Origin of the sequence: Rhizobium etli 8C-3, assembly GCF_001908375.1 — a bacterium.
In the GTDB taxonomy this organism is placed as follows: domain Bacteria; phylum Pseudomonadota; class Alphaproteobacteria; order Rhizobiales; family Rhizobiaceae; genus Rhizobium; species Rhizobium etli_B.
Genome location: NZ_CP017241.1, coordinates 3,143,889 through 3,170,694, shown reverse-complemented (window position 1 = coordinate 3,170,694; position 26,806 = coordinate 3,143,889). Strand labels below are relative to the sequence as shown.

22 protein-coding genes and 1 pseudogene are annotated in these 26,806 nt (G+C 61.8%); 17 read left to right on the top strand and 6 right to left on the bottom strand.

Features of this window, described 5'->3' with window-relative positions:
* Positions 1–56 precede the first annotated feature (56 nt).
* From AM571_RS15745 to AM571_RS15725, 5 genes and pseudogenes are all read left to right on the top strand, one after another.
* Positions 57–1,104, top strand: a pseudogene (locus AM571_RS15745) (ParB/RepB/Spo0J family partition protein); the annotation flags it as partial.
* A 254-nt stretch (positions 1,105–1,358) separates the two neighbouring features.
* Positions 1,359–2,549: a DUF932 domain-containing protein gene (locus AM571_RS15740; RefSeq protein WP_074063282.1), complete on the top strand. Its 1,191-nt coding sequence runs from the start codon at positions 1,359–1,361 to the stop codon at positions 2,547–2,549.
* A gap of 293 nt (positions 2,550–2,842) precedes the next feature.
* On the top strand, positions 2,843–3,301 hold the full coding sequence (locus tag AM571_RS15735) for a (2Fe-2S)-binding protein (RefSeq protein WP_074063281.1): 459 nt from the start codon (positions 2,843–2,845) through the stop codon (positions 3,299–3,301).
* A gap of 4 nt (positions 3,302–3,305) precedes the next feature.
* Complete coding sequence (locus AM571_RS15730) at positions 3,306–5,459, top strand: xanthine dehydrogenase family protein molybdopterin-binding subunit (RefSeq protein ID WP_074062212.1); 2,154 nt, start codon at positions 3,306–3,308, stop codon at positions 5,457–5,459.
* 2 nt (positions 5,460–5,461) lie between these two features.
* A complete protein-coding gene (locus tag AM571_RS15725) occupies positions 5,462–6,100 on the top strand; it encodes an Isoquinoline 1-oxidoreductase subunit (protein ID WP_074062211.1) in 639 nt (212 codons plus the stop codon).
* Between the two features lie 80 nt (positions 6,101–6,180).
* Here AM571_RS15725 and AM571_RS15720 read toward each other — a convergent pair whose 3' ends face one another.
* Positions 6,181–7,407, bottom strand: coding sequence for a DUF1173 domain-containing protein (locus AM571_RS15720; RefSeq protein ID WP_074062210.1), 1,227 nt, complete (start codon positions 7,405–7,407; stop codon positions 6,181–6,183).
* Between the two features lie 492 nt (positions 7,408–7,899).
* Here AM571_RS15720 and AM571_RS15710 point away from each other — a divergent pair, with 492 nt between their 5' ends.
* The 11 genes from AM571_RS15710 to AM571_RS15670 all read left to right on the top strand — a co-directional run bounded on the left by AM571_RS15710 (position 7,900) and on the right by AM571_RS15670 (position 17,398).
* A complete protein-coding gene (locus AM571_RS15710) occupies positions 7,900–8,937 on the top strand; it encodes a DUF7146 domain-containing protein (RefSeq protein ID WP_074062208.1) in 1,038 nt (345 codons plus the stop codon).
* A gap of 315 nt (positions 8,938–9,252) precedes the next feature.
* Positions 9,253–10,194 (top strand): DUF2493 domain-containing protein, encoded by a 942-nt coding sequence (locus AM571_RS15705; protein ID WP_074062207.1) that lies wholly within the window; start codon positions 9,253–9,255, stop codon positions 10,192–10,194.
* A 107-nt stretch (positions 10,195–10,301) separates the two neighbouring features.
* A complete protein-coding gene (locus AM571_RS15700; RefSeq protein ID WP_074063280.1) occupies positions 10,302–10,931 on the top strand; it encodes a plasmid pRiA4b ORF-3 family protein in 630 nt (209 codons plus the stop codon).
* Positions 10,928–11,089: a hypothetical protein gene (locus tag AM571_RS36335; RefSeq protein ID WP_155774462.1), complete on the top strand. Its 162-nt coding sequence runs from the start codon at positions 10,928–10,930 to the stop codon at positions 11,087–11,089. The genes AM571_RS15700 and AM571_RS36335 overlap by 4 nt, the downstream gene beginning before the upstream one ends.
* 130 nt (positions 11,090–11,219) lie before the next feature.
* The gene (locus AM571_RS15695) at positions 11,220–11,429 is read left to right on the top strand and encodes a dodecin (RefSeq protein ID WP_074063279.1); all 210 of its coding nucleotides are present in this window, start codon (positions 11,220–11,222) and stop codon (positions 11,427–11,429) included.
* A 559-nt stretch (positions 11,430–11,988) separates the two neighbouring features.
* Positions 11,989–12,312, top strand: a complete 324-nt coding sequence (locus tag AM571_RS15690) for a DUF736 domain-containing protein (protein WP_074062206.1) — start codon at positions 11,989–11,991, stop codon at positions 12,310–12,312.
* Positions 12,313–12,387: 75 nt separating this feature from the next.
* Positions 12,388–12,684 carry a hypothetical protein gene (locus tag AM571_RS15685; protein ID WP_074062205.1) on the top strand — a complete coding sequence of 99 codons (297 nt, stop codon included), beginning with the start codon at positions 12,388–12,390 and terminating at the stop codon, positions 12,682–12,684.
* Between the two features lie 345 nt (positions 12,685–13,029).
* Complete coding sequence (locus AM571_RS36330; protein WP_155774461.1) at positions 13,030–13,203, top strand: hypothetical protein; 174 nt, start codon at positions 13,030–13,032, stop codon at positions 13,201–13,203.
* 295 nt (positions 13,204–13,498) lie between these two features.
* A complete protein-coding gene (locus AM571_RS15680; RefSeq protein WP_074062204.1) occupies positions 13,499–16,177 on the top strand; it encodes an ATP-binding protein in 2,679 nt (892 codons plus the stop codon).
* A 140-nt stretch (positions 16,178–16,317) separates the two neighbouring features.
* Positions 16,318–16,686: a hypothetical protein gene (locus tag AM571_RS15675; RefSeq protein WP_074062203.1), complete on the top strand. Its 369-nt coding sequence runs from the start codon at positions 16,318–16,320 to the stop codon at positions 16,684–16,686.
* Between the two features lie 295 nt (positions 16,687–16,981).
* Positions 16,982–17,398, top strand: coding sequence for a c-type cytochrome (locus tag AM571_RS15670; RefSeq protein WP_081377102.1), 417 nt, complete (start codon positions 16,982–16,984; stop codon positions 17,396–17,398).
* Positions 17,399–17,742: 344 nt separating this feature from the next.
* On the opposite strand, the gene traG is transcribed toward AM571_RS15670, so the two are convergent.
* Genes traG through AM571_RS15655 form a run of 3 tightly spaced genes read right to left on the bottom strand, consistent with a single transcriptional unit; the run spans position 17,743 to position 20,157 of the window.
* Complete coding sequence (gene traG / locus AM571_RS15665; protein ID WP_074062202.1) at positions 17,743–19,662, bottom strand: Ti-type conjugative transfer system protein TraG; 1,920 nt, start codon at positions 19,660–19,662, stop codon at positions 17,743–17,745.
* Positions 19,653–19,880: a conjugal transfer protein TraD gene (locus tag AM571_RS15660; RefSeq protein WP_074062201.1), complete on the bottom strand. Its 228-nt coding sequence runs from the start codon at positions 19,878–19,880 to the stop codon at positions 19,653–19,655. The genes traG and AM571_RS15660 overlap by 10 nt, the downstream gene beginning before the upstream one ends.
* A complete protein-coding gene (locus AM571_RS15655; protein ID WP_074062200.1) occupies positions 19,870–20,157 on the bottom strand; it encodes a TraC family protein in 288 nt (95 codons plus the stop codon). Before AM571_RS15655 ends, AM571_RS15660 begins: the two co-directional genes overlap by 11 nt.
* Positions 20,158–20,376: 219 nt before the next feature.
* Here AM571_RS15655 and traA point away from each other — a divergent pair, with 219 nt between their 5' ends.
* Entirely contained in the window at positions 20,377–24,987 is a 4,611-nt protein-coding gene (traA, locus tag AM571_RS15650) for a Ti-type conjugative transfer relaxase TraA (RefSeq protein WP_074063277.1), read from the top strand.
* A 123-nt stretch (positions 24,988–25,110) separates the two neighbouring features.
* Here traA and AM571_RS36325 read toward each other — a convergent pair whose 3' ends face one another.
* Positions 25,111–25,395 carry a hypothetical protein gene (locus AM571_RS36325; protein WP_155774460.1) on the bottom strand — a complete coding sequence of 95 codons (285 nt, stop codon included), beginning with the start codon at positions 25,393–25,395 and terminating at the stop codon, positions 25,111–25,113.
* Between the two features lie 837 nt (positions 25,396–26,232).
* Complete coding sequence (gene rctB / locus AM571_RS15645; RefSeq protein ID WP_074062199.1) at positions 26,233–26,634, bottom strand: SMa0974 family conjugal transfer regulator; 402 nt, start codon at positions 26,632–26,634, stop codon at positions 26,233–26,235.
* Between the last annotated feature and the right edge of the window lie 172 nt (positions 26,635–26,806).

Genomic DNA, 26,806 nt, shown 5'->3' with positions numbered 1-26,806 from the left:
CGTCGTGGAGAAATGACATGGCTAAAGCCATTCGCGACGGCGACATATCCGCCGAAGACGATTCCCTGGCCGAGAACGTCAAGCGTGCCGATCGCCATCCTCTGGACCAGTTCCGGGCCTTCCGGACGCTCCGCGAACAAGGTCTCGGTGAGGATGAGATCGCCGCCCGCTTCTTCGTCTCCATTGCAACCGTGAAGCAGCGCCTGCGGCTTGCCTCCGTCTCTCCGCGCCTTCTTCATCTATATGCTGCCGGCGAGATGACGCTTGAACAGATCATCGCGTTGTCGATCACATCCGATCATGTTCGCCAGGTACAGGTCTGGGAGACGGCATCGCGGTCCCGTGCGCAGGAGGCCTATTACATACGCCGCCTGCTGACCGAAACGGCCATCCGTGCCAGCGACCGCCGGGCCGTCTACGTCGGGCTCGAGGCTTACGAGGCCGCCGGCGGCATCGTGATGCGCGATCTGTTCGAGCAGGACCAAGTTGTTTGGCTCCAGGAGCCGGCACTGCTGGAAAAGCTCGCGGTCGACAAGTTCAAGGCCGACGCCGAAACACTCAAAAGCACCGAGGGATGGAAATGGGTCGAGGCCGCCTTCGATTTTCCATATGGCCATGCCTGCGGGCTTCGCCGCCTCCATGGAAAGCGGGCCGGCATGACGGGAAACGAGCTTGCCCGGTACGACGCCCTCAAGGCCGAATACGACAAGCTCGACGCTGATGCTGCCGATCAGGTCTGCTCCGGGGAGAAGAAAAAGCGGCTCGCAGAGCTTTGCGCAGAGCTCGACCGCCTCAGGGACCGTCCCTTTGTCTTCGATGCCAAGGAGGTTGCCCGCGGTGGTGTCTTCATCTCGCTTAGTGCCGGTGGAGTGTTGAAGATCGATCGTGGCTTCGTCCGGCCAGAGGATGAACCGAGGGCAAAAGCCGAAGCAAGCGGCAACAGCCTCGACGGCGACATAGGGGCCGCGACCAGCGGTGCGGCTTCGACGAACAGCCCTGCACCCGCTGGCGACCACAAGCAAGATGACGGCCCTCCGGCCGCTTCCTGAGCGGCTGGCGCTTGATCTTTCCGCGGCGCGCACCTTCGCCCGGCGCAATGCGCTGCTTGCGGCATCCTCATCCGCAGCTGCAGGGGACGCAATGATGACCGTGGTCCCAAAACCATTTCCTCGCCTTGACTATGCTCGACGACATGGGCGCCCCTGCCGCCACTGTCCGTTCGGTCACCGGTCTCACGAGCAGGCACCGGTCCGCCCGCCGCAAGGCCGCAGGGCCTGATCGCTTCTGCGCCTTTTATCAACCTCGCCCGGCATCGGCAGAACGCGATGACCGGCCTCATTCGTTCAAGGAGCTTCATCATGAATCTGCCAGCAGCCTCTTCTCGCCCCGTTACCTCCGGCTACGGTGTCGATATCTCACGTGGCGACCGCATCGACCGGGTGTCGTCGGAATGGTTTTTCCGTCCTGACGACGAACGCTATCTCTCGCTCGGTGACCTCTACGAAGCGGTGAAGTCCCGCAGTGAGCGGGCGCAGGCCCGCACCGTCGAAAGCTCTGCAATCCGCCTCGAGGCCACACACGGCAATGCCGAACGTCTCGAACTCATCGTTCCCGGCCAGCGCCAACCGATCGCGCCGACTCACTGGAGCTATGGTCAGCTCTGCAGCCTGGTCGGCGCTCCCGCCAGCTATATGCGCCAGCTTCCCGCCCCGCTTGCCGCGATCAATCTTCAGCATGGTCTGCTCAGCCACCGCGCCGAGCTGGTAAAGACCCTCGAAATGGACGACGGCCGCCTCGAGCTTCGGGCCGTAACGGGTCCCGAATACGGGCGGATCTGGGACCACGAGCTCGTCGCGGCTGTGATGAATATCGCCGGCAATGGAACCGGCGACACGATCTGGAAAGTGCCGGGGGTTCTCGACTGGGCGACGATGACGCACAATCCGTTTGTGGACGTGACCAAGGATACCACCACGCTCTACGCCAGCGACCGCGATGTCTTTCTGTTTCTGGTCGACGATACCCGTCCGATCGAAGCCGGCCGGTTGCCGAATGGCGAACCGGACCTTTATTTCCGCGGCTTCTATGCCTGGAACTCCGAAGTCGGATCGAAGACGCTCGGTATTGCTTCCTTCTATCTTCGCGCGGTCTGCGCCAACAGAAATCTCTGGGGCACGGAAAATTTCCAGGAGATCAATATCCGACACTCCAAGTTTGCCGGTTACCGTTTCGCGCACGAGGCGGCGCCCGCACTGGCAAACTTCACGAATTCATCCCCCACACCCTTCGTCGCCGGCATTCGTGCGGCCCGCGAGCGGATCGTAGCCAGCACCGATGAAGATCGAAAGACCTTCCTGCGCCGGCGCGGCTTCTCGAAGGGCGAAACCGGCAAGATCATAGAGAAGGTGCTGTCGGAAGAAGGCAGGCCGCCGGAATCGATCTTCGATTTCGTCCAGGGCATCACCGCCCTGGCGCGGCATAAAACCCATCAGGACACCCGCCTCGAATTGGAAGGCAAGGCCGGCAAACTGCTCGAGCAGGCGTCCTGACCATCGGCAGTCTGGCCGGCTCACCGAAAACGTCAGATATCTTACGAAGAGAACTCGTTGCCCGGCGATCTGCCGGGCTTTTTCCGCCCTCGGCCGACATTGGCGCTGGCCCCAATTCGAACTTCCGGCGAGATAAAGGTGCTTTCGGAGAGGCTCCCCGGCAGGAGCGGCCAATGGTCACCGGTTTCTGGCGGGCTGGTATCACAAGATTACAACTTGCGACTATATCCACTTTCAGCTAATTTAGCGGCCGCTGTATGTTCGTTGAGGGGCGGCTTCCAGCCGACGTTCATATGTCCTACGACCTTTCAGTCAATGGTAAGCATTACGCCGTCGATGTGGATGGCGATATTCCGCTTTTATGGGTGCTGCGCGACACCATAGGTCTCACTGGCACGAAATTCGGCTGCGGCATCGCCCTGTGCGGAGCATGCACGGTGCATGTCGATGGTGTGCCCGTCAGGTCGTGTGTGATGCCGGTCGCCGATGCGGCCGCCAAGCCGATCACCACGATCGAGGCGATTGGCGAGACTGACGAAGGCGCCCGGGTACAGAAGGCCTGGCTGGACATCGATGTCGTCCAATGTGGATACTGTCAGTCCGGACAGATCATGTCCGCCACCGCGCTACTTGCTGCCAATCCGTCGCCCACCGACGACGATATCGATGCCGTCATGGCCGGAAATGTCTGTCGATGCGGCACCTATCCGCGCATTCGGGCGGCGATCAAACTGGCTGCCAAGGCGAGGTGATGTGATGTCCGTCCACGACAAAGTCAACCTTGCTGTTTCGCGTCGGCATTTTCTGATCGGCGCATCGCTGACCGCAGCGGGCCTTCTCATCGGCCTTCGGCCGTCGCCGTCTTGGGCTGCCACAGAGGCGTTTGAAGCAAACGCCTTCATTCGCATCCCTGCGCAAGGCAAGATCGTTTTCATCATGCCCTCCGTCGAGATGGGCCAAGGCATCTACACCTCGGTGGCGATGCTGCTGGCCGAAGAGCTCGAAGTCGGCCTCGATCAGATCACGGTGGAGCACGCACCTGCGGATCCTCCACGCTACGCAAACCCCTTGCTGGGTGACCAGATCACCGGCGGTTCGCTTGCCATTCGCGGCGTTTACGAGCAGATGCGCAAGGCAGGTGCCACGGCCCGGATCATGCTGGTAAACGCGGCGGCGCGCGGCTGGAACGTCGCAGCCGATACGTGCAAGGCCGAGGCCGGGCATGTCGTTCACCCCGCAAGCGGCCGCCGCTCAGACTACGGCAGCCTGATCGAGGCGGCAGCATCAGAGGCCGTTCCGCAGGAAGTACCGCTCAAACCCGCGTCCAGCTTCAAGGTGATCGGCCAGTCCATCCGCCGTCTCGACAGTCCCGATAAGGTCAATGGCACGGCAAAGTTCGGTATCGACGCCCGCCCGGAAGGGGTGTCCTATGCGGCGATTGCGATCTGTCCCCACTTCGGCGGAAAACTGCGATCAGTCAAGGATGAACCGGCAATGGCGGTCAAGGGGGTCCGGCAGGTCGTCCGGATCGAGGACGCAGTCGCGGTCGTTGCCGACAATACGGGTGCTGCGCGCAAGGGGCTTGCGGCACTTTCCATCGAATGGGACCAGGGTGCCGATGGTGCTTTGTCGCTGGCAGATCTCGAGAAGCGCGCGGAGGACGCGATCGGCGGCAATGCCTTGCCCCACATAAACGAAGGCGATGTCAAAAGAGCCGAATCCGAACACAAGCCGCTCCTTGAATTCGTCTACCGCCTGCCGATCCTCACGCATTCGGCGATGGAGCCGATGAATTGCACGGTTCACGTCCGCAGCGAAAGCTGCGACGTATGGCTCGGCACCCAGGTGATGGGTCGGGCAAGACAAGCGGTTGCCGACGTCACAGGCCTCCCGCTGGATAAGGTCGTCGTGCACAACCATCTTCTCGGCGGCGGTTTCGGCCGCAGGCTCGATGTCGACGGCGTCATTGTGGCGGCAAAGATCGCAAAGCAGGTGGATGGCCCGGTGAAGGTCACATGGAGCCGCGAGGAAGACATTCGCCACGACTGCTATCGCTATCTGAACTACAGCAAGATCACCGCGACGCTAGGTGCCGATGGCATGCCCGTATCCTGGAGGCATCGCGTCATCGGCCCTTCCGTGATGGCGCGTTGGCTACCCGCCTTCACGCGCGACGGCGTAGACCTCGACATCATGACTGGTGCGGAGACACCATATGCGATCCCGAACAAATTTACGGACTTCGTGCGCCACGAGGCTCCCGACGGGATGTTGACGGGCAACTGGCGCGGTGTCGGTGCCACGCGCAACGTGCCCGCAGTCGAAGGCGGCATCGACGAACTGGCTCACGCGGCAGGCATCGACCCGCTCGATTACCGCAGGCGGCTGCTCCAGCATAAGCCGCGCCTTCTGGGTGCGCTTGACCTGGCGGCGCAGAAGGCGGACTGGACGACCACTCTGCCTGAAGGCAAGGGAAGGGGTATCGCCCTCTTGGAGGATTTCGGCAGCTTCGCCGCGATGATCTCCGAGGTAAGCGTTGGCGAAGATGGCAAGCTCAAGACCGATCGCATCATCTGCGCTGTCGACTGTGGCCAGGTCATCAATCCCGACACGGTGGAAGCCCAGGTACTAAGCGGCATCATCTACGGGCTCAGCGCTGCACTCTATGGACGCATTACCGTCCACAACGGTGCCGTGGTCGAGGGCAACTTCGACGATTCACCGGTTCTGCGAATAAACGAGACGCCGAAGATCGACGTCCATATCGTGCCGAGTTCCGAGGCGCCGGGCGGCATAGGGGAGGTTGGCACACCCGGTGTCGCGCCCTCGCTCTTCAATGCGATCTTTGCGGCAACCGGCAAGCGGCTGCGGTCGCTGCCGATCGACCAGAACGACTTGCGGAGAGTGTGATCATGGCCAGGCGGCTTTTTGCTATTCCGCTCGCTGCTGTTTTCGCTGCGATCGGCAGCGTTGCCGGCATCGGCCTCCCGGGCCATGCCGAAACTTCCGATGGTGGAGCGCTGAAGACCGTCTCCGATTTCGATGCGATCACGGAGACCGGCGCTCGCTCGAAAGCCATCTTCGAAGAAGCCAGTCGTGTCATGACGCATCCGCGCTGCATTAACTGCCATCCGGCAACGCGCAGCCCGACGCAGGGAGAAGATCTGCATCCGCATGTGCCGTTGATGAATGCCAGCCAAAGCTCGCTGGGTCCGGCCGGGCTCGTCTGCAGCACTTGCCATGGGGCGGAGAACCGTCCGATCTTGGGCAGCCGCATGAAATCCATTCCCGGCAACGCACACTGGTCTTTGGCCCCGGCCAGCATGGCCTGGCAAGGGCTGACGGTGGGTGACATATGCCGGCAGGTAAAAGATACAAGCCGCAACGGCAATCGTTCGCATGCCGACCTCGTACGGCATATGGGCGAAGACCATCTGGTCGGCTGGGCCTGGCATCCGGGGGCAGGACGCAGTGCCCCTCCAGGCTCTCAGGAGACCTTTGCCGCCCTCGTCGCCGCCTGGCTCGAGACTGGTGCCGAATGTCCAGATTGATGGCACTCTGCTGAAAAGCCGGTGCCTGCCGCCACCCTTGCGGCATTTGCCGACATTACGCCTGGAAATTTAACGGCAGTTCACCGAGGCTTTTCAGTCGCGCTGTCCTGACGAACCGGCAGCGGCGGCATTTCTCCATCGGCAATGCGCCAGATCCACGGCGTCATCTCTGGTCTCGCAGCCAACATCTCGGCAAGCATGCGTTCATACTCCTCATCAGCGCCGGCTGGCACGACGCACATCGCCACCGGCACCGGGCTTTGTTCCGGCAGCGTGACGCACACGACCGGCTGGTCGCGAGACAGGTTGAATCGCAGACTTTTGACACTCTTGCGTCGCAGATCCGCCAGCCGCTCAAGCAACCGCTGTTCATGTACGGTCTCGAAGGGGATCCAATTCTGGTTGACGACCATCAGGGCAATTTCCTCGACCGAGGCAATGCCGGTCTTTGAAATGCCGAAGGTGGCGATAGCAACCAGATGAAACGCCTCGTTCGACCGCCAGATCTCCAGCTCGCTCGCGTAGCGGGTATTCAGGCGTCGCCAAGCTCCATCGTCAATCATGAACGCAAAGGGCATGTGTCGGATAGCGATCTTCCAGCCGTCGCGCGCTGGCGTAAACTCCTTCACCTCTCCGACCAGAAGCATGAGCGTCCTTGGCCCCGAACCCGCCGCTTGCAGGCCGCCGAGAGCGGCTGCCCGCCTGGCGGCGATCCCCTCCCTGTCTTCCGCATGGAATACCTCCGGCACGAAGAGCATGTCGCTCAAAGGCTTGCCGCGTGCCGTCATCTGCTTTGCGGCATTGATGAGGCTTGCGCGGACCCGCCCCCAGCCGCGCCTTCCCAACCACAGCGAGGTCCATTCCGTCAGTTCCCCGACTTCCCAGAGATAATGCAGCACGGCCCGTAGCGAGAGCTTCTTTGTTTCGTTGCGGATCGTATCGGACGGTTCGCCGGATGGGATCGCGGCGGCCGCCCGCGATCCTCGTTTCGACAGCGAAAAGTCTAATGCAAGCGCCGCTGTCCCGGTCGTTTCGTCAAGACGGATCGCATTGCCAACCAGGGGGCCAAGGCCGGAAAGCTCGTAAGGCGGTTCGCATGAGGGGCAGGCGGGGTCGTGATCGCGCCCGGAAAGAGGCATGCGTTTGACGACGTACTGCCCGTCGAACCTTGCAATATACATCGGGACCGCTGGCTCCCGGCACTGGCAGAGGGGCCGGAGCTTCTGCTCGTAAGCACGAGCAAGCAGCGCCTGCAGCTCGCAAGAGCCCTCATCAAGTGAACGGTCGCCGATCAGGAATTGCCGCACGTCGTTCCGTTTCTCTGCCCGCAAAGGGTGATCGAGCCGAATTGGTTTCGGCAGTTGTAGCACGAAGCGAGTGCATTATACTATCGTAAATAAGGCAGTATATGGGGCGCGATCTGAAATAGTGGGCGGTCATGGCCCGATCCATGTCGCCAATTTGCCCTGGAAACCGTGCCTCACATTCGATGAGGCGGCGGACGGGGCCGGTCGCGCGTCGGAGGCAGAGACGGGCCGGGGAAGGGTTGGCCTTGCCGGACTTGGAGAGCGCCTGGGTAGGCCGGTGCGTTCCCGCTCTCGAAAGGTTTCCCATGAAGGCGATCTCTTCCCCGGCCGCGGCCGCTCCAGCCCCTGTTCCGTCGCGGTTTTTGAAGATGTTCAGTTGGACGACCCGGCTCTTCACTCAGGTGGCGGAGGTCGGATCGGCGATTCTCGCGCGTCCGATGCAGCATCATCGCATGATCGACGTAACGAGACAGTCGTGAGAAAGGCTCGATCATGTCGTCCGCCTCCGAACTGGCCGACCGTCTCGCGCGCATTGCCGAGGCCGTCTGTCGCCATTACCTCTCGGCCGGCCGGCGCGCCGGCAATTACTGGATCGTCGGCGACCTCGCCAACAGCAAGGGCCGCTCGCTCTATGTTCATCTCACCGGCCCGCGGGCCGGAAAATGGACGGACGCGGCCACCGGCCAGCATGGCAACCTGCTCGACCTCATCCGCGAGACATGCGGAATGGTGAATTTCCGCGACGTGGCCGATGAGGCAAGGCATTTTCTGAGCTTGCCCAAGCCCGATCCAGTGGCATCGAAAGAGGATGGACATACCGGTTCTGCCCCGCCCAACCGGCCGGCCGCGGAACGGGCCCGGCGTCTCTTTCACATGTCGCAGCCGTTGGCAGGCACGCTTGCGGATCGCTATCTGCGTCAGCGCGGCATCCTGAATGCATCCGCACAGGCTGCGCTGCGCTTCCATCCGTCCTGCTACTACCGGGATCTGCTGACCGGCAGCAGAGCCAGTCATCCCGCCCTGATTGCTGCTGTCACCGACGCTGCCGGAACGATCACCGGCGTGCATCGCACATGGCTCGACCAGAATGGCGACGGAAAGGCCAGGGTCAAAGATCCGCGCCGCGCGCTTGGTATCCTTCTTGGCAATGCCGTTCGCTTCGGTTTTCCGGTCCATGGACCTGTGCCGGTGCTTGCGGCAGGCGAGGGGCTCGAATCCACTCTGTCATTGTTCCAGGTGATGCCCGCCATGCCGATGGCAGCGGCGCTCACCGTCACTCACCTTGCCGCCTTCGTGCCGCCACCAGGCTGCCAACGCCTCTATATAGCGGCCGACGCCGATGCAGCCGGCCGGCGCGGGATCGAAGGACTGAGCCGCCGGGTTCAGGCTCTCGGGATCCTGCCGCTCGTCATTGCTTCAGAGCTCGGCGACCTCAACGAGGATCTGCGGCGGCTCGGGCCGGATCGGCTGACGGAAGCCCTGCGCCAGCAGCTCGCGCCGCCAGATGCGATGACCTTTCTGCGCGTGTGATCGGCGGGCAGCGGCAGGCGAGCAATTCACGTGTCAGCTCGGCCGCCCCGCAAGTCTCTCCCGGGCGGGCGCGCCCGCGGGCCTGCCTCGAGCCGACCCTTGCCACGGGGAGCCGGGCCTCCAGCGGGTCAGTCAGGTTTCTTCCCCGCGCTGGCGAGGCCAGCGCTCCTCGCGGGACAGGAAACCTTCCTTCCGCCGCCCGGCGCTCACGCTGGGCCGCGGCGTGAGACACGCCGCGGTTCCGGCCAGTCTCCCGCGTGGACGGGATCGCCGTCAGGCCGCGAGAGGCGCGGCCGCAACCCGATGGAGACCACCATGGACCTTACCCCCGAACTCGACGACGGCTTCGAGCCCGCTCACGCATCCTCGCCCACCGATCGCTTCATCTACGAAATGCAGATCTATGGCCATCGCCCTTTTGAGGACGAGCCCGATCCGCGGCCGCTTCCCGAAGAGCCGGTCGTCCAGTCGGCCCTGACCGCGATTTTCGACGCCATGTCCGAGATGCTCGGCGACACGCGGCTCGAACCCGATCTCGAAAGCCTGCTCTGGTCGACCGTCAATCTCTTCCATCGCGCCGGCGAGCGCATCGAGCGCGAACTTGATCGCAACGAGGAGGCGCAGCGAACCGGCCAGCGCGAGCAGGACGGAAGTGAGGTGAAAAGCGTCGCGCTCGAACGTCTCATATCCGAAGGCGTCACGCTGCTTGAACGCCGCAACGCCTTCGAGTTCATGCGCGACTTTGCAGCAGACCTCTTCGAGGCCAGGACCGGCTCGTCCTGGCGGCCGCGCACCGGCTCCAGGGTCAGCCATGCCAACATGACCGCGGCATTGATCGACTCCAGAGACTTCCTCTCCGCCCGCCGCCGGGCCCAAACCGAGGTGCTGATCCCCGTCGGCACAAAGATCGCATTTTCCGGCGGAATGGACTATAACGATCACGAACTGATCTGGGCAAAGCTCGATCAGGCTCACGCCAAGCACCCGGACATGGTCCTGCTCCACGGCGGCTCGCCGAAAGGCGCCGAGCGCATTGCCGCCTGCTGGGCGCAGGCCCGCAAGATAACGCAGATCACCTTCAAGCCGAACTGGACGAAGCACGCCAAGGCCGCACCGTTCCGCCGCAACGACGACATGCTCTCGGTGATGCCGGCCGGCGTCATCATTTTTCCCGGCTCCGGTATCACCAAAAATCTCGCCGACAAGGCCCGCCGACTCGGAATTTCCGTGTGGCAGGCTGCAGGAGACGGCGCCTGACAGATTGCATCAAGGAGCCATGCGGGATCACGCATGGCTTTTTGCCGGACAAGGTGGTGGGTGTCGTCGACTTGACCCTTTTCGATTCATCCTGTTCACATTGCGCCATGTTCGAACCCATCAACGCAGTACAGGTTCACATCTCACTGGATGAGATCGAGCCGGGGGTCTGGCGCCGGTTGGTCCTGCCGTCGCGGTGGAATCTTGAGCAGTTGCATCTCGTTATTCAGGCGGCATTCAACTGGTGGAACTATCACCTGCACGAGTTCCAGATCGGAGGCTTGCGCTACGGCGATGTGGAGTTGCTGATGGAGGATGCTATTGAAGATGATCCCCGCGTCTTTGATTTTCGTGCGGTTCGCCTTCGCGACTTCGAGCAGAAAGCCGTCTTCAATTACCTGTACGACTTTGGGGATTCCTGGCTCCATTCGGTCGTCATTGAGGAATTCATGGTCCTTGACGTCACTCCCAGGCACGCGACCTGCATCGATGGAGCGCGCGCCAGGCCGCCCGAAGATGTCGGTGGTGTGCACGGATATGAACGCTTCCTGGAAACCATGTCGGACAAGACAGACCCCGAACACGCTGAAATGAAACGGTGGTGCGGCGGACATTTCGATCCGGAGTGGTTCGATCTCGCCGTGGTGGACAAGGATGTGCGCAATGCGCTGCGCCCGAACGTGAAGCGTCGGCTGCATCAGCCAAAGCCGAAGCGTAATGGAGCGACGTCGGCATGAACCATTGCGACGGCGAAGCTGCGGCCGCCGATTTCGGCCGGGTCAACGGCACTGTCATCATCGCCACTTTGTCGAGGCCCTTTTTGCCGCCCGGCTTGCCGCAATCAGTGGTTCGAGATCGAGCGGCCGATTGGGCACCGGACAATCGCATCGACTGACCTTCCCGTCCCTCGTCAAAAGCATTCGTATCCCTCGTTTGACAACAGGCGCCCGTTCCAGGATCGTCTGTGCTCGAGGGCACGCTTGGAAGCCGTGTTGGAGGCATTTCGGTTCGAAAGGGAGGATGACATGAACGACCACGTTTACAAGAAGGTCGAACTGATCGGCAGTTCGAAAACGTCTGTCACGGAGGCGATCGAAACGGCAATTTCGCGGGCCTCAAAGACGATGAGAAACCTCGAATGGTTCGAAGTCGATCAAATTCGCGGTCACATCGAGGACGGCGTGGTGGGCCACTACCAGGTGGTCGTGAAGGTCGGGTTTCGCATCGACGGCTGATGCGCCGACGGCAGCCGGTTTCAGATCGAAGCAATAAAGGAGCCTGAGGGATACGAGTGGCCCTTGGGGGATGAAGCCTGCGCGCCCTGCTATCGAGGTCCAGCGAGCCCTTTGGCAGAGACCGGGACCCGTTCGGGGTCAGGGTGAGGTTCCCGAAAACCGCCGAACAGGCCGGCATCGAGCGTCTACGTCCCCATGGTCGGGCGGCGAGGCGGCGGGCGGGCGATACCGCCCGTGAGGCACTGACGCCTGGCGTGGGACAGGCCGGGCTCGCCTGTAGCCGAAAACGGACGAGGAGGCGTTGATGCGGACGGCGCCATGCATTACAGGCGCAGGCGGTCTGCCCCCGAGACGCATCGGATGGCCACGAACGACCTCTCCCCGTCGGCCGCATTGAGGACCATTCCCGTTTTATATGACGCCTTTTTAAGGGACCGGCCACGATCAGCGTCAACCCGCAAGGGGTTCCCCTGCGCTAGCGCTCCGGTGACGCCTGCGGCTCGGCCCCTTCTTCGGGCGCCATCGGGAATGGTCCCGAGCAACCGAAGGAGACAATACCATGGCCACCACGATCGCAACCCTGACGCAGAAGACCGACGGCACCCTCGAAGGCGTCTTCGCCACCATCCGCGTCAACGCCCCGATCGCCATCGTCCCCAACGCCAACAAGGCGAGCGACGAAGCCCCGGACTACCGCGTCATCCACCGCAAGACCGGCTTTGAAATCGGCGCCGCGTGGGCCCGCATCGCCCGCCAGACCGGCGAAGAATACCTCTCCGTCAAGCTGGAGGCACCGGAAATCGGCGTGATCTTCGGCAATCTCGCACCCGCCCCCGGCGGCGAACCGAACCGCAAGGTCATCCTCTGGAACAACCCGGCCTGATCCGGAAGGCCGGCCCCGGCAACGGGGCCGGCCCCACCCGCAAGCTCACCCCCCATCCGATCAGAGGAGCTCCCCATGAGCCGCTACACGATCACCGTCACGAAAATCTCCTCCCGCCATAGTGATCCCGATGCCGTCATCGGCTACGACCGGCCGTTGCAGACCTTCTTCCTGCAGGCGTTTCCGGACGAATTTGGCGATGACCTCGCACTCTGGCTCGGAACCGAATTCCGCGCCTTTGAGACCCTTTGCGCGCTGCGAGCAGCGGCGCTTTCGAAAGGTTATGATTTCATGCCGATCTCTTCGGGCAGGCTTTGGCTGTTGCTCGACGATTTTTCTCGCGAAGCCCTTCGATCTCCCCCGGACGGATGACGCACATCCAAGTCGCCTTCAAGGAGCCGGCCCGGCATTGACGGGATTTATGATGCCGACATGCCATGCCGGAAGCCCGGGAAAACTGCGGGTTTCCACCCTTCTGGCGCGACATGACCCGACGCTCGGCATCATGAATAAACCCGTGGAGACCAAAATTCTGTCACTTCAGATGGCCGATTGTACCATGCCGGCCCAGACCGCCTCGAGGACGAGTGGTACCCCCGAAATGCTGCGCATTTCGGCTCCCCCACTCGCCGGCTCCGCCGGTCGCCTGCGGCGATCCTCGACCCGATCTGCTCCGGCATCGTGCCCGTCTCTCGTCTTCAAACAGAGGAGAGACACATGCTTGCCAACTACGACGAAATCCACCAGCTGCGCGCCGAGCTTGCCGCCTGCAACCTCACCCCCAGCGAACGCGCCGCAGCCCAGGCGGAGCTCGACAAGCATCTCGCCGAGCAGGCCGTGCTCGACCGTCAGTTCGATGCCGCAGTTTCCGAGAAGGAGCCACCCTCATGAGGATGCCTCCCTCCCAAACATGCGGCTTGCGCGAGTTGTCGCCGCCAATCAAGACGCCGGCTCGCACTGGGGCGGCTCGCAACGCCATGGTCTCCAATCCGGTTGATTGTTTTCACTGCGCTTTTCAACGGATCCGCCGGGCATCGCGCGAGCAACCTCGAGAGGATTACTTGATGCCCCGGAGAAAAAACGAAAACATATAGCTAATTGTTGGCAGAATACCGCCTTCAACTCGCAGACTTTATTGTGCCAAAATAATCTTATTTTGTTATACTCCCGACGAGAGGGGGTCGCGATGCTGCTCGATCGAGAAGGTCCACTCCAAACCTTGCTGAGCGCAATGCGGAGCGCTGCAGCCGGGCATGGCAGCACCGTGCTGCTCGAAGGCGAAGCCGGGATCGGCAAGACATCTCTCCTGCGCGAGTTCGAGGGGCATGCCGACAAAGGCTGCCGGGTATTATGGGGTGGGTGCGAGGCGCTTTTCACGCCGTGTCCGCTCGGACCCGTGCAGGACATCGGGCAACTGCTTGATCCCCGTGTGGCGGCACTGCTCGATCAGGCGGCTCCGCCGGATCGGCTCTTTCCGGCGCTGTTGAATGTACTCCAGCACACCAGTGATGCGATCGTACTTATCCTCGAGGATGTCCACTGGGCCGACAACGCGACTCTCGACCTCATAAAATACCTCGCTCGCCGCATCTCCTTGCTTCCAGCCGTTCTAGTGCTCAGCCTGCGCACCGATGAAATCGGCGCCGATCATCCCCTGACGCATGTGCTCGGTGATCTTCCATCCACATCAGTTACTCGCATCAGGCTTGAGCCACTGTCTCGCGAGGCGGTGACGGTGTTGGCTAAGCAGGCGGGCCGCTGCGCCGCCGATCTCTATCGCGTTACGGAGGGCAATCCCTTTTTCGTCACTGAACTTTTGGCAAGCGGCGAGGCGGAGCCGGGGCATGTACCAGATTCGATACGCGATGCGGTCTGGACGCGCCTGTCTCGACTGACAGCGGGTGAACGCAAAGTGCTTGAGGTGATCAGTATTGTGCCAGGAAGCGTGGAACCGTGGCTCATCCGGTCCCTGCTCGGTGTCGAGGCCGAAGGACTGGTGGACCAATGCGTGGCGCGTGGATTGTTGCGGCAAGACGACCAAGGCGCCGTGATGTTCAGACATGAACTTGCTCGGCAGGCGACGCTCGACCGGCTGCCACCGAACCTTCAGAGGTCGCTCCATGCAAAGGTGGAAGCGGCGATATCACAACTCCCCACGGCCCATGCGTCTGCCCTGCTTTCACGCCGTGTACACCACGCCGCCGGGGCCGACGATGGGGTGCGCGTTCTCGAACTGGCGCCACGAGCCGCCGCACATGCGGCGCGCCTGGGCGCCCACCGGGAAGGGGCTTCACATTTGGCGACAGCTCTCAAATACGTCGCGCAAGCCACACCGGAACTGGCCGCCCAGCTTTACGAAGACTGGGCCTACGAGGCGGGACTGGTCCTGCTCGTCTATGAGCCGGTGATCGAGGCGCACCATCGTGCTATCGCGATTTGGCGCGAGCTAGGGCGCACCGACAAGATCGGTCGCAATCTGTGCAGGCTGTCACGGCTGCACTGGCGCCGCGGCGAAGGCCAGCCGGCGGAGGATTACGCAGACCAGGCGGTGCGCGAAATGGAAAATCTGCCGCCTGGCTCAGAGCTCGCAATGGCCTACAGCACGCGCTCTCAACTTCACATGCTCCATTATCGCTTCGACGAAGCGATTGATTGGGGGTTGCGGGCGATCTCACTCGCCGACCAACTGGGCCAAATCGAAACGCGCGTCCACGCCTTGAACAATGTCGGCACCGCGCTCCTTTTCGCCGGCCGTCCTGGCGGGCGCGAGCGGCTGGAGGAAAGCCTGGCGCTGGCGCTCGAGCACGGATTTCACGACCATGCGGCGCGAGCCTACACCAACTTCGCGGAATGCGCAGTCGTGTCCAAGGATTTTGTCCTGGCCGAACGCTTGTTGTCCGAGGGCATCGCATTCGCCAGCAGGCACGATCTCGATTCAGCCATGCAATACCTGCTCGGCCGGCAGGCGCAGCTTCGCATGGAGCAGGGTCGCTATCGCGAAGCTGAGACCGTTGCGCAGGGCGTCATGAGCCTGGAACGCCTACCGATGGTCATGCACCTGCCGGCGCTCACGGTGCTCGGAATGGTGCGCGTGCGACTGGGTGAGCCCGGCAGCTTGGCCCTTCTCCAGCAGGCGCTCCAGGAAGGATTGGCGACTGGCGAACTCCAACGGATCGTGCCTGTCCGCCTTGCGCTGGCCGAAGCGGCCTGGCTTGACGGAGACGTCAGTGCCGGCCATGAGCAACTCAATGCCCTCGCCGAGATGGATCTCGATAACTTCCGTACCTGGGACTTCGGCGAACTGGCAGTGTGGTGGCAGAGATGCGGTATGGCCAAACCGCTGCGCGCGCCGAAGGCGCAGCTTCCTTTAGCGCGTTCGGCCGAGCTCCTCGGCAATCCGCTATCGGCGGCAAGGGAGTGGGATCGCCTGGGGCTTCCCTATGAAGCGGCGCTTGCCCTGATGCAGGTTCGAGGAGCCGACGCCGGGCCGGCATTGGGTCGTGCCGTCACGACGTTGGAATCGTTGGAGGCGCGTCCCGCTGCGGCGCTGGCGCGAAAGCTGGCGCAGCGCTTGGGAGTTGCGGGCCATTTGCCGAAAACCCGCAGGGGACCATACGCGGCGGCTCGCCGTCACCCGCTTGGATTGACGTGGCACGAACAACAGGTGCTTGCCTTGATCGCAGCGGGCATGAGCAACAAGGAAGCCGCCCAGCGTTTGTCGCGCTCCCCGCGCACGATCGAGCATCAGGTTTCCGCCGTTCTCGGAAAATTCAACGCCACCAACCGTATGGAGGTCCTTCTGCGCCTGCGCGGCGAGCCATGGCTCCTGTCAAGCGATGATGCGCTGCCAGCCGTGGCAAACTGATCCAGCATGAAATTTAGGGTGCCAGCCGCCGGGAAATTGGGTGGCCGTACCGATGTGCCCGAGCTGCTCTGCGCATAGGCTGGGTTTGCCACCATGGGCAGAGGATGCCCAGGCAGGCGATCGCTCGCGGAGGAGGAGCGATGACCAGAAGTTCTACAGCATTTGCAATGGCCTTACTCGCCACGACAGGCGTCGCTTCGGCGTCGGAACTGGCGCCAGGCAACGGCTACAGCATTCATCTCGACCATTTCAATGGCGCGGTGTATTACACCGTCGAAAAAGACGGCTACCGAGTGGTTGCGACCATGGCGTCCGGCGAAGAAGCACAGCCGATCCGCTTCGTATCCACACTCGGACCGGGGCAGCGGTTAATGATCTCCGTGCCTCAAGCCGTCGGCCAGCCGTCCGCCGACTTCGAGATCTTGCGTAATGGCGAGGTCCTTCTCGTGCAGGAGCCCACCGCAAACCTGATCGATAACGTGTCGACCAGCGCCATAATCGAGGATTGACCCTTTTGGCCATCCGGGAGCCTCGCGGCGAGAGCGGTGATCCCGGCCGGCCCATCCGGACATGCCGGGCGAGCCGCCCAACGGACGATCAATCCCGAAGGCTGATCCGGGAGGAAGCCGGGTGAACCTTACGTGCGAGAAAGTGACTTTCACAGCACAGGAACGGGCCCCGGCTTTTCCGGCAGCGGGCCTGTGACATAGTCAGAGCTCGATTCCTCCTGATATTGGTTCGCACGAAGCCGCTATCGGCGGACAACGCGGCCCGCGCCGCCAAGCGCCTTGGAGGCACAGAAAGATGCGTCCATTGCAGCGCCTGCTACTGTTTGCTGTCGTCGCCTGTGGCGTCGCGGTGATTTCCGGGCGATCTTCGCAGGATGCCGCCGCCGCCGACAAGTTCTACAAAGTGGTCGATGGGAATGCCGATGCGCGGACCTACAACGGTTACCGGCGTTATCATGCCGGCTGCAATCATTGCCACGGCCCCGATGGCGTCGGCTCGACTTTCGCATCCTCTCTCGTCAACCGGCCGCTCGATATCGAGACGTTCAGGCGCGTCGTTCGAGATGGCCGGAGCTCGAGCGGGAGTTCGATCATGAAAGGGTTCGCCAACGATCCCAATTTCGCTCCTTATATCGACGACATCTACGCCTATTTGCAGGCCCGTGCCGACGGCGCTCTCGGTCGCGGGCGGCCCAAAAAAGTGGAGCCGTAGAACCCGTCGACGAGTCAAGGAAAGCCGCTTCCGGGCGCGATCTCTCGCGCTCCTTTGGGGTCCGAGTGAATGATTCGGCCAGCGCCAGTCCCTGGTGTCCTGCATTCCGGCCTCGGTCTGGCGTCTGGTGCATGCAGGCGTACCCCAAGAGGACCTCGGGGTCAGCGAGAGTCTCGAGCATCCCTTCAAAAAAGGTATAAGGCATTGGATGAACCAAAGGGGCAGACCGCATCGAGAGGGTCACCTCTTCCGCTTGACGTGCCGGCTCAATGGCGGGAGCACTTCGGTCGTTGCAGTCGGAAGCCGCAAGCAGGACCTTGGCCATCTGACGATATCCTTGCCGGTCAGAGGCTGGTTTTGACGAAACGATTGGCCTTGGCCTGCTCGTTCATGTCCTTGCGCCGAAAATAGATCGCTCGCCCGCAACGGAGCGGACTTTGGCCTTGGACGATAACGATCTGTTCGTCCTTTCGCATCGACTGGGTGATCTCGTGTGGCATGATCAGCGGTCTTCTTTGAAAATTCACACTTTCCGATTGGCGCGATCCCATGGCAGAACTGCTCCAGCCGATATTGCGCGACCGGCCCTTTACCTCGACGGTCATTTCCCCGCATTGAGCCGAGACGCTGCGGGCCGTGTCGAGTGCCTTGACTGCGGCGTAGGAGGCAAACGCGCAGCCGTCGATCCATGAGACCGCCCCGTCCTTGCCGAAATGCCGCTCCAACTGTCCGACGGACTGGTACATCAGCATCAGCGTGATCCCGTATTTGCGGCCGCGGTCGCGCGCTTCTTCCAGCACCCGCATGTAGCCGAGCAGGTCGACCTCATCGAGCATGAACAATGTGCGGCGGTCGAATGCGCCATCGGCCTGCACCATGGCCTTGATCAATGAGCCGATGATCACCCTTCCGATGCCAGGATACGAGCGCAGGATAGCGGCCGGGATGTTCAGGAACACATCCTTTTTGCCAGAGACGATGTCGCCGGATCTGAATGCGTTGCCACAGACGAGACCGACGTAATTTTCGAGTGACAGCCATTGCGTGTCCTTCGATGCCGTCGAGTAGACGCCGGAAAACGTCTGCTCCGTCATGTTCGTGAAGACACCCAGCGTCTCGCGGATAAAGGCCGACCCCGAGTTCTCCTGAACGTCGCGCAGCATGGCGAGGACCGACGGCTCGGGCTCGGAAACGATCTGACGCAAACTACGCAGCGTTCGCCTGCCGGCATATTCTGGCGAGAGCATCACATGGGCAAGCAGTCCGGTCAGCAGATTGTGCGCCTGGTTCTGGAAGTAGGCGCCACTTGACGATTCGAAACGTGCGCTTTCCGACAACAGCATATGCGCCATGCCGACGATGTCTTCTTCCTTGCGGGCCGACGTTTCGATGCCGTCCAGGACGTCGAAGCCGGTTCGCGGATCGGCAGGGTCGAGCACCATCACGTCACGGCCGATGACACGCCTGCGGTACTCGACCACCATCGGTGCAACTTCTGTGGACGGGTCGAGGCAGATGAGCGGACCTGAATATCGAAGCGCCGTCGGCACGACATTGCTGGTCGTCTTGAATCCGCCGGAGCCGGCGAAGAACAGCATATGCGTGGAGTCGAAATCCTGCTTGTAGGTCAACAGCGGCGCCCTGCCGCCCTGTCCCCACGTCGAACGATCGTTCGGGTCGAAGGGAAGCTTGTGCACGAGCTCGCGGTCGACGCGATATCGCTCGCCGACGATGATTTCGCCGTCCGGCGGGAAAAGCCTTGCGGCCTCAGGCATCGAGAGCCAGTCGGCGTCACCGAAGATTCCCCCTTTGGCGCGCCTGACTGGATCGGCAACCACGATGGAAATGCGCGCTGACACGGCAATGATCAGAAAGCCGAAAATAAACCCAGCCACGACGAAAGCGTCGAGATAAGAAAGCGCCTCATCCCAGGCGACAAGGCCGCGCTCGACCAGGGGAGCAAGACGTCCATATTCGCGCAAGGCGTAGAAGCCGGCAACGGCGAGAAAGCCGAGAAGGCTTGAGATCGCGATCGGACGGCGTCGATGCAATGGCAAGGGCCAGACAGTCAGGAGCCCTGCGAGCGGTCCGAGCAGAAATGGCGGCAGCGGTGTTGACCGCAGGAACCAGTATTGCATTCTTCCTGACATGCCGACTGCCAATGCGTGCCATCGCCACCCAGTCACGTAGAAGGCAAAGGCGGTGATGGCGACGGGGACGAGCACAAGCATAAGGCTTGGATGCAATCGATGCTTCAATGCCATTCCGTCCTCTCCTGAAGAGCGTCCAGAAAAGCGGCCCTGAACGCCTCTTCGCCAAGGTCGCGCAACCGCTGATGTTCTAAAGAGCCCGGAACGATCCGGGCCAGTTCAAGCAGGCCGCCGAACAGGAACGCCCGGTCGGCTTTCGATAGCCCGGCCCTGACGACGATGCCGCCGATCAGAAATTTCTCGCGCGCCTCGCGCTTGCGCTCAGCCGTCATGTGAAACCGCCGCCGGCGTTCCAGTTCCGCTATCCGCTGGTCGAGGCGCTTGAGAAGCTGCGCCACCAGCCGTCCTTTTCTCCTCTTTGCGAAATCGCGCCGTAATCTCGGCGATGATCTGATCGAGTGCTTCGTCGGGTAACTCCATTTCAGCCAGACCCGCCTTTGTGGCGGCGCGAGCAAAGCGCTCGGCGGATTTGACTATCAAAAGTCTTCTGCGTTCCTTAAGCTTCTCGATCTGCGCATCGAGCTCGGAAATTGTCGATCTGGCTGACATTTTTGATGATCCGTTGTGTCGTGTTGATGTGACACTCTGATTATACACTCTGGAACAAGTCAGTTAAACAGGCTATCTTGCGCCAGCCTCAGAATCTCGTGCGGAATTCCGGCCGCTGGCCTTCTTCGGAAAAGCGGTATCAGCCCAGTCGGCCCGATCGGTTTGAGGGCGCAATATACGTCGCTCGCGCGACGTGGCTGGACAGGTCTGGAGACGGTCGTGGCGATCATGTTCGTCAGAGCGCAAGTGATCAGCAGGGGAGCGGGACGGAGCGTCGTCTCGGCTGCGGCTTATCGCCATCGCACGAGAATGACGGACGAGCAGGTTGGCACATCCTTCAGCTATCGCGGCGGTTCGTCCGAACTGGTGCATGAGGAGCTGGTCCTGCCGGATGAAACGCCGGCGTGGCTGCGCAAGGCAATTGACGGACGCTCGATCGCCGGTGCCAGCGAGGTGCTCTGGAACGCCGTAGATGCCTTCGAGAAGCGGGCCGACGCGCAGCTTGCCCGCGAACTGATCATTGCCTTGCCTGAGGAACTGTCGCGAACCGAAAACATCGCTCTGGTGCGCGAATTCGTCCGCGACAACCTCACCTCAAGAGGAATGGTCGCCGACTGGGTCTATCACGACAAAGACGGCAATCCTCACATCCACCTGATGACAACGCTGAGACCTCTGACGGAAGAGGGGTTCGGGCCGAAGAAGGTGGCGGTAACTGGAGCAGATGGTAAGCCGCTGCGCGTTGTAACGCCGGACCGTCCGAAGGGCAGGATCGTCTATCGAATCTGGGCCGGCGACACGGAAACGCTGAAGGCGTGGAAGATTGCCTGGGCCCACACGGCCAATCGGCATCTGGCACTTGCCGGACATGAGATCCGGCTCGACGGCCGCTCCTATCCCGAACAGGGCCTGGACGGAATCGGGCAGAAACATCACGGTCCGGAAAGAGCGGCATTGGCTCGCAAGGGCAGACAGATGTTCTTCGCGCCGGCGGAGCTTGCCCGCCGGCAGGAGATGGCGGATCGACTGCTTGCAGATCCCGAACTCCTCTTGAAGCAGCTTGCCAATGAGCGCTCGACCTTTGATGAGCGTGATATCGCCCGGACGCTCCACCGCTATGTCGACGATCCGATTGACTTTGCCAATATCCGTGCGCGGCTGATGGCTTCGAACGATCTCGTGACGCTGAAGCCGCAAGCGTTCGATCCGCAGACCGGAAAAGCTGCGGAGCCCGCAATCTTGACCACGCGCGACATCCTGCGCACCGAATATGACATGGCTCAGTCTGTGCGAGTTCTCGCGAAGCGCCGCGGGCATGCCATCACCGATCGGCGGATTACCGCGGCGATCGGATTCGTCGAAACGCGTGATCCGCAAAGGCGCTTCCGGCTCGATGCGGAGCAGGTGGACGCCGTCAGGCATGTCACAGGAAACAGTGCCATTGCTGCGGTCATGGGGCTTGCCGGCGCCGGCAAGTCCACACTTCTGGATGCGGCGCGCATCGCCTGGGAAAGCGAAGGTCGCCGGGTGATCGGCGCAGCACTTGCCGGAAAGGCCGCCGAAGGCCTGGAGGACAGTTCGAAAATCAAGTCGCGGACGCTTGCATCCTGGGAGCTCGCCTGGACCGATGGCCGCGACAGGCTTGGGCGCGGCGACGTGCTGGTGATCGACGAAGCCGGCATGGTGTCGTCGAAGCAAATGGCGCGCGTCCTGAAGTTTGCCGAAGAGGCAGGCGCGAAGGTCGTCCTGATCGGCGACGCCATGCAGCTTCAGCCGATCCAGGCGGGCGCTGCGTTCCGGGCGATTACGGAACGGATCGGCTTTGCGGAGCTTTCGGGCGTGCGCCGGCAAAGCGAGCAATGGGCGCGCGAGGCTTCCCGGCTGTTTGCGCGCCGCGACGTCGAACAGGGTCTCGACGCCTATGTGGAGCGAGGTCATATTATCGAAGCGGATAGGCGGGAGGACGCCATCGGACGCATCGTTTCCGACTGGACCGGTGCCCGTCGCGAACTGCTTCAGAGATCGGCCGATGAAGGAAGCCCGGGTTTGCGCGGCGACGAACTACTCGTTCTCGCTCACACGAACGTGGACGTGAAGCGTTTGAACGACGCACTGAGGACCGTGATGAAGGCCGAGGGCGCGCTTCGTGACAGTCGCGCCTTCCAGACCGAACAGGGGGCGCGTGAATTTGCCATTGGCGACCGTATCATCTTCCTCAAGAACGGCCGTTTTCTCGAGCCGCACGCTGCGAATATCGACGCCCAGTATGTCAAGAACGGAATGCTGGGCACGGTTGTTTCGACGACCGATAAACGGGGCCGGACATTACTTTCAGTGCGCCTCGACAATGGCCGTGATGTCATCTTCAGTGAGGACAGCTACCGCAATGTCGATCACGGATATGCCACGACGATCCACAAATCTCAGGGTGCCACCGTCGACCGGACGTTCGTTCTCGCGACCGGCATGATGGACCACCATCTGACCTATGTTTCGATGACCCGCCATCGCAACCGTGCCGATCTCTACGCGGCCAAGGAAGACTTTGCGGTACAACCTGAATGGGGCACTCGCCGCCGTTTCGATCATTCAGCCGGCGTCACTGGCGAACTTGTCGGTGTCGGAGAGGCACGTTTCCGCGCAGGAGCGGACGTCGATCCGAGTCCATATGCTGACGTCAAAACCGATGACGCGGTTACGCACAGGCTCTGGGGCGTAAGCCTGCCGAAGGCACTCCGGGAGGGAGGGCTCCACCTCGGGGACACCGTCACTCTGCGTAAGGACGGTGTTGAGAAGGTCAAAGTTCAGGTTCCTGTCATCGATGAGGAAACCGGACAGAATCGGTTCGAGGAAAGGGTGGTGCATCGCAATGTCTGGACGGCCACACAGGTCGAAGCCGCCGAAGCCCGCCGGAAGCGCATCGAGCAGGAGAGCCATCGGCCCGAACTGTTCAAGCAGCTTGTCGAGCGGTTGTCGCGTTCCGGCGCCAAGACCACGACGCTCGATTTCGACGATGAGGCTGGCTACCAGGCCTATGCAGGTGATTTCGCGCGGCGTCGCGGGATTGACCATCTCGCCGAAATCGCTGCCGGGATGGAAGAGAATGTCGCCCGGCAGCTGACGCGACTTGGCAGAAAGAGGAAGGAACTGGCGATGGTGTGGGAGCGGGCAAACGTTGCTCTAGGCTTTGCGATCGAGCGCGAGCGCCTCATCGCTCATGATGACCGGTCCCCGGCTGCATCCGTTGCGCAGACCAGTGTCGAGGACATGCGGTATCTTCTGGCTCCTGTGACGTCTTTTCCAAGCGGCGTGGAAGAGGATGCGCGTCTGGCGCAACTGGCTTCACCGGGCTGTCAGGCGCGCGAAGCAATCCTTCGCGCGCAGCTCGCAAAGATCTTTGTTGATCCGGACAAGGCGCTTGCCGTGCTCAACGAGATGGCTTCGCACACTGACGCGCCGCCCCAACGGCTTGCCGACGACATTACACGCGCGCCGGCCAGGCTCGGACGTTTACGCGGCTCGGACCTCCTGATCGATGGGCGGGCGGCGCGTCATGAGCGCAATGCCGCAATTGCCGCTCTTGCTGAATTGAAGCCGCTGATGCGCGCCCATGCTGCGGCCTTTCGCAAGAACGCCGAACGCTTTGCAGCGCGTGAGCGGACGCGCCGCGCGCATATGTCTTTGTCGGTTCCGGCGCTGTCGCGAGCTGCTCGTGCCCGCCTCGACGAAATCGAAGCCGTCCGGCAACGGGGTGGGGAGGAGGCTTACAAGACGGCGTTCTTGTTCGCCGCCGCGGATCGTTCCGTCGTGCAGGAAATCAAGGCGGTCAGCGCGGCGCTGACGGTTCGCTTCGGCTGGAGCGCCTTTACCGATAAGGCCAATGAGCATGTCGAGGCCAGCGCCATGGAGCGCATGCCGAAGGACTTGATACCGGAAAGGCGCGAGGAACTGGTGAATCTCTTCAAGGCTGTGAAGCGGTTTGCCGAAGCGCAGCATCGGGCCGAACGCGAGGATCGCACGCGGATTGTCGCTGCCGCGGCCTTTGATCCGGAAAGACAGAATTCGCCGCCGCTGCTCGCCGGGGTGACCGAATTCAAGGCGCCGGTCGAGGAAGAGGTTAAAGTACGCGCCATGTCGACACCGCATTACCAGAAGCGCCGCGCAGCCCTTGCGGAAGCGGCGGTCAACATCTGGCGTGATCCGGCCGCAGTGGTGGCAACAATCGAGGCCCTGGTCACAAGGGGTATTGTGGCAGATCGCATCGCTGCAGCCGTCGCCAGCGATCCCAGAGCCTACGGAGCGCTGCGCGGTTCGGACCGCCTGATCGACCGGCTGCTTGCTTCCGGGCAAGAGCGCAGGGATGCGCTGCAAGCCCTCCCAGAGGTTGGCAGTCGCCTGACGGCCCTTGCTTCTGCCTATTCGAGTGCATTCGGTGCGGCTCTCCGCACGCTTGCGGAGGAGCGGCGACGCATGGGGATAGCCATTCCGGGGCTGAGCAGGGGCGCTCGCGATGATCTCGTGCGCCTCACCTTAGCGGCCAAGAAGAACCCGGGGGCGCTTGCCGGAATGATCGGCGCGCTCGATCCGAAGGTCCGCGACGAGTTCGCTGCGACAAGCAAGGCTCTCGACGCCCGCTTCGGGCCTGGTGCAATCGGACGTGATGAGAAGGGGGTCGTCAACATGGTGCCCTCTGCCGAACGGAAGGCGTTTGATGCGATCCGGGCATCGCTCAAGGTCTTGCAGCGGGCTGTTCGGCTCGAGAGCAGTCAGAAGATCCTGGCCGAACGCCAGGCGCGGGCAACCGGTCGTTGGCTCGGTCTCGATCAATAGGGCGGCACGAAGCCAATGGTGCCGTCGTCCTCATGGGCACAAGCGCTTGCGGCGGCGATAGCGCATTAGGCTTCGTCGCTATGATCCGCCGCAGTGGCGCCCGACCGCGCGGCAAGTTCAGACTTACTGTTGCGGCGTGCCTGCAGGCGGCGTGACGGGAGCAGGCGCGGCATTGTTGTCTGTCGGGGCTGACGGCGTTGCTGGAGCCGGCGCGGTTTCGGAATTGCTCGTCGAAGCGGTGGTCTCTGGATCAGTGTCGGGCGAGCTAGACCACTGGGTGAGAGCGAAAGCGCCAATCGCAATCAACCCTGCTGCTGCAATCCATGTCACCCAATTCGTGCGGCGAAAATCAACCGGTCCGGTTCGAAACCTACGACCAAGCTTTGGTTTTTCAGGATCATACGTCATTTGGCATCTCCTTGTGGGAGGAAGAATGTCGTGACGCGTTATTGGTTCCAGGGGCCCTTCTCAGGGGTTTGTCGCCGCGATAGGCAGCGTCCGGATCTATAGATTGGGGTCCTTCATCGACCATCGTCTTGAACTTCCGCAATCTCGAATCTGGAATAACTTTAAAGATTGGGCAGCCGTCACGCCTTCTCGGGATAAACGAGGCTGCAGTCGTCATTGGCAGGCTCCAAATAGATTTCGAAATCGTAGAGGCGGATTGATCCGCTCCGAGTGTTCGATCCTCAGACCGCATAAGCGGAATTTTCTTGAGTGTCACGCGCCGACATCAACTCAAAAAAAGACCGCCCCGGTCAACGAGGCGGTCAACGCGGATGTCATATCCGCCGACCACGGTGAAACAGAGGGAGACACCGAAGCCGAAAATCGCCTCCCTGGGGTTGGGGGGGTGTTTGAGGCGACGAAAGCGAACCTATCATTCGACTAATACCTCGCGAAATTATACAGAGGTTGTCCCAGACCTAGACGCAGGTATGCGGCGCCTAGGGTGCACGGGGTTGTCGTTGGGCTGGCGACCTAAAAGAGTTCGTCCGCGCGTGCGCTGAATATGGGGGCATTGCTTGCTCTCGCGCGCAGGGTTGCCAATGCGGCTACCAGAAACGGGATAGTTGGGAGTGAGTCAAATCGAGAACTCTGCCCTATAAAAGCTTCAACCACATCCCCAGTGCAGATACACGGGAGCGTGGCCAATGGCGTCGACGGATAAGCAATAGAAACGCGTGTCGGGCCAGTGTCTTATGCGCAGCCGGATGCCATCGATCACCCCAGGCACGTATGGCTTCACGACGTGCATCTGGCACCGTCGTCGCGGGGCGTTGCAAACAGCCCCTCGATCACCGCAAAGGGCTTGCCGACACTTAAATACCAAGAGATCTCCAGCTGCGCGTCCGACCTTGCGCGAAAGAGGCCACTCTCAAGCAGTAGCTGAAGAGCGTGGCGGACGACGAGATTGCTCGCACCGACCCATAACAGGAGGCCCCCCTCGATGCCCCGAACAATTGCCTTGCCTTCATCGAAGATGAGCGTCCGTTCCGTCCCGTCGCCATTGACCATCCGAGCGAGATTCGAGATCGGCAAGGAAATCTGCTCAACGAGGTAGCACGGGTTCGACGCAAAGACATGAGTTTCGGCGGCGTGCCCAAAGGTTTCAGATTTCCATGTTGATCGATCGTCAGTTGCCATGACAATGTTACCTCCTTAGTTTGTCGGGAAGTCATATCCTGCGCAACCGCCGGCGACATTGTTGCGTCCTTTGCCTCGTACAGTTGATGACGAGTGCGGAATCCTGCATTGGCAAGCCTGGTTTGCAGAGGCGCATGAGGGAAGCTTCGGCCGCGCTTTCAAGTCCAGTTCG

Coding starts and splice junctions, on each gene's coding strand:
- AM571_RS15740 (WP_074063282.1), top strand. CDS start 1,359: ATGAATCTGCCAGCAGCCTCTTCTCGCCCCGTTACCTCCGGCTACGGT.
- AM571_RS15735 (WP_074063281.1), top strand. CDS start 2,843: ATGTCCTACGACCTTTCAGTCAATGGTAAGCATTACGCCGTCGATGTG.
- AM571_RS15730 (WP_074062212.1), top strand. CDS start 3,306: ATGTCCGTCCACGACAAAGTCAACCTTGCTGTTTCGCGTCGGCATTTT.
- AM571_RS15725 (WP_074062211.1), top strand. CDS start 5,462: ATGGCCAGGCGGCTTTTTGCTATTCCGCTCGCTGCTGTTTTCGCTGCG.
- AM571_RS15710 (WP_074062208.1), top strand. CDS start 7,900: ATGTCGTCCGCCTCCGAACTGGCCGACCGTCTCGCGCGCATTGCCGAG.
- AM571_RS15705 (WP_074062207.1), top strand. CDS start 9,253: ATGGACCTTACCCCCGAACTCGACGACGGCTTCGAGCCCGCTCACGCA.
- AM571_RS15700 (WP_074063280.1), top strand. CDS start 10,302: ATGTTCGAACCCATCAACGCAGTACAGGTTCACATCTCACTGGATGAG.
- AM571_RS36335 (WP_155774462.1), top strand. CDS start 10,928: ATGAACCATTGCGACGGCGAAGCTGCGGCCGCCGATTTCGGCCGGGTC.
- AM571_RS15695 (WP_074063279.1), top strand. CDS start 11,220: ATGAACGACCACGTTTACAAGAAGGTCGAACTGATCGGCAGTTCGAAA.
- AM571_RS15690 (WP_074062206.1), top strand. CDS start 11,989: ATGGCCACCACGATCGCAACCCTGACGCAGAAGACCGACGGCACCCTC.
- AM571_RS15685 (WP_074062205.1), top strand. CDS start 12,388: ATGAGCCGCTACACGATCACCGTCACGAAAATCTCCTCCCGCCATAGT.
- AM571_RS36330 (WP_155774461.1), top strand. CDS start 13,030: ATGCTTGCCAACTACGACGAAATCCACCAGCTGCGCGCCGAGCTTGCC.
- AM571_RS15680 (WP_074062204.1), top strand. CDS start 13,499: ATGCTGCTCGATCGAGAAGGTCCACTCCAAACCTTGCTGAGCGCAATG.
- AM571_RS15675 (WP_074062203.1), top strand. CDS start 16,318: ATGACCAGAAGTTCTACAGCATTTGCAATGGCCTTACTCGCCACGACA.
- AM571_RS15670 (WP_081377102.1), top strand. CDS start 16,982: ATGCGTCCATTGCAGCGCCTGCTACTGTTTGCTGTCGTCGCCTGTGGC.
- traG (WP_074062202.1), bottom strand. CDS start 19,662: ATGGCATTGAAGCATCGATTGCATCCAAGCCTTATGCTTGTGCTCGTC.
- AM571_RS15660 (WP_074062201.1), bottom strand. CDS start 19,880: ATGACGGCTGAGCGCAAGCGCGAGGCGCGCGAGAAATTTCTGATCGGC.
- AM571_RS15655 (WP_074062200.1), bottom strand. CDS start 20,157: ATGTCAGCCAGATCGACAATTTCCGAGCTCGATGCGCAGATCGAGAAG.
- AM571_RS36325 (WP_155774460.1), bottom strand. CDS start 25,395: ATGACGTATGATCCTGAAAAACCAAAGCTTGGTCGTAGGTTTCGAACC.
- rctB (WP_074062199.1), bottom strand. CDS start 26,634: ATGGCAACTGACGATCGATCAACATGGAAATCTGAAACCTTTGGGCAC.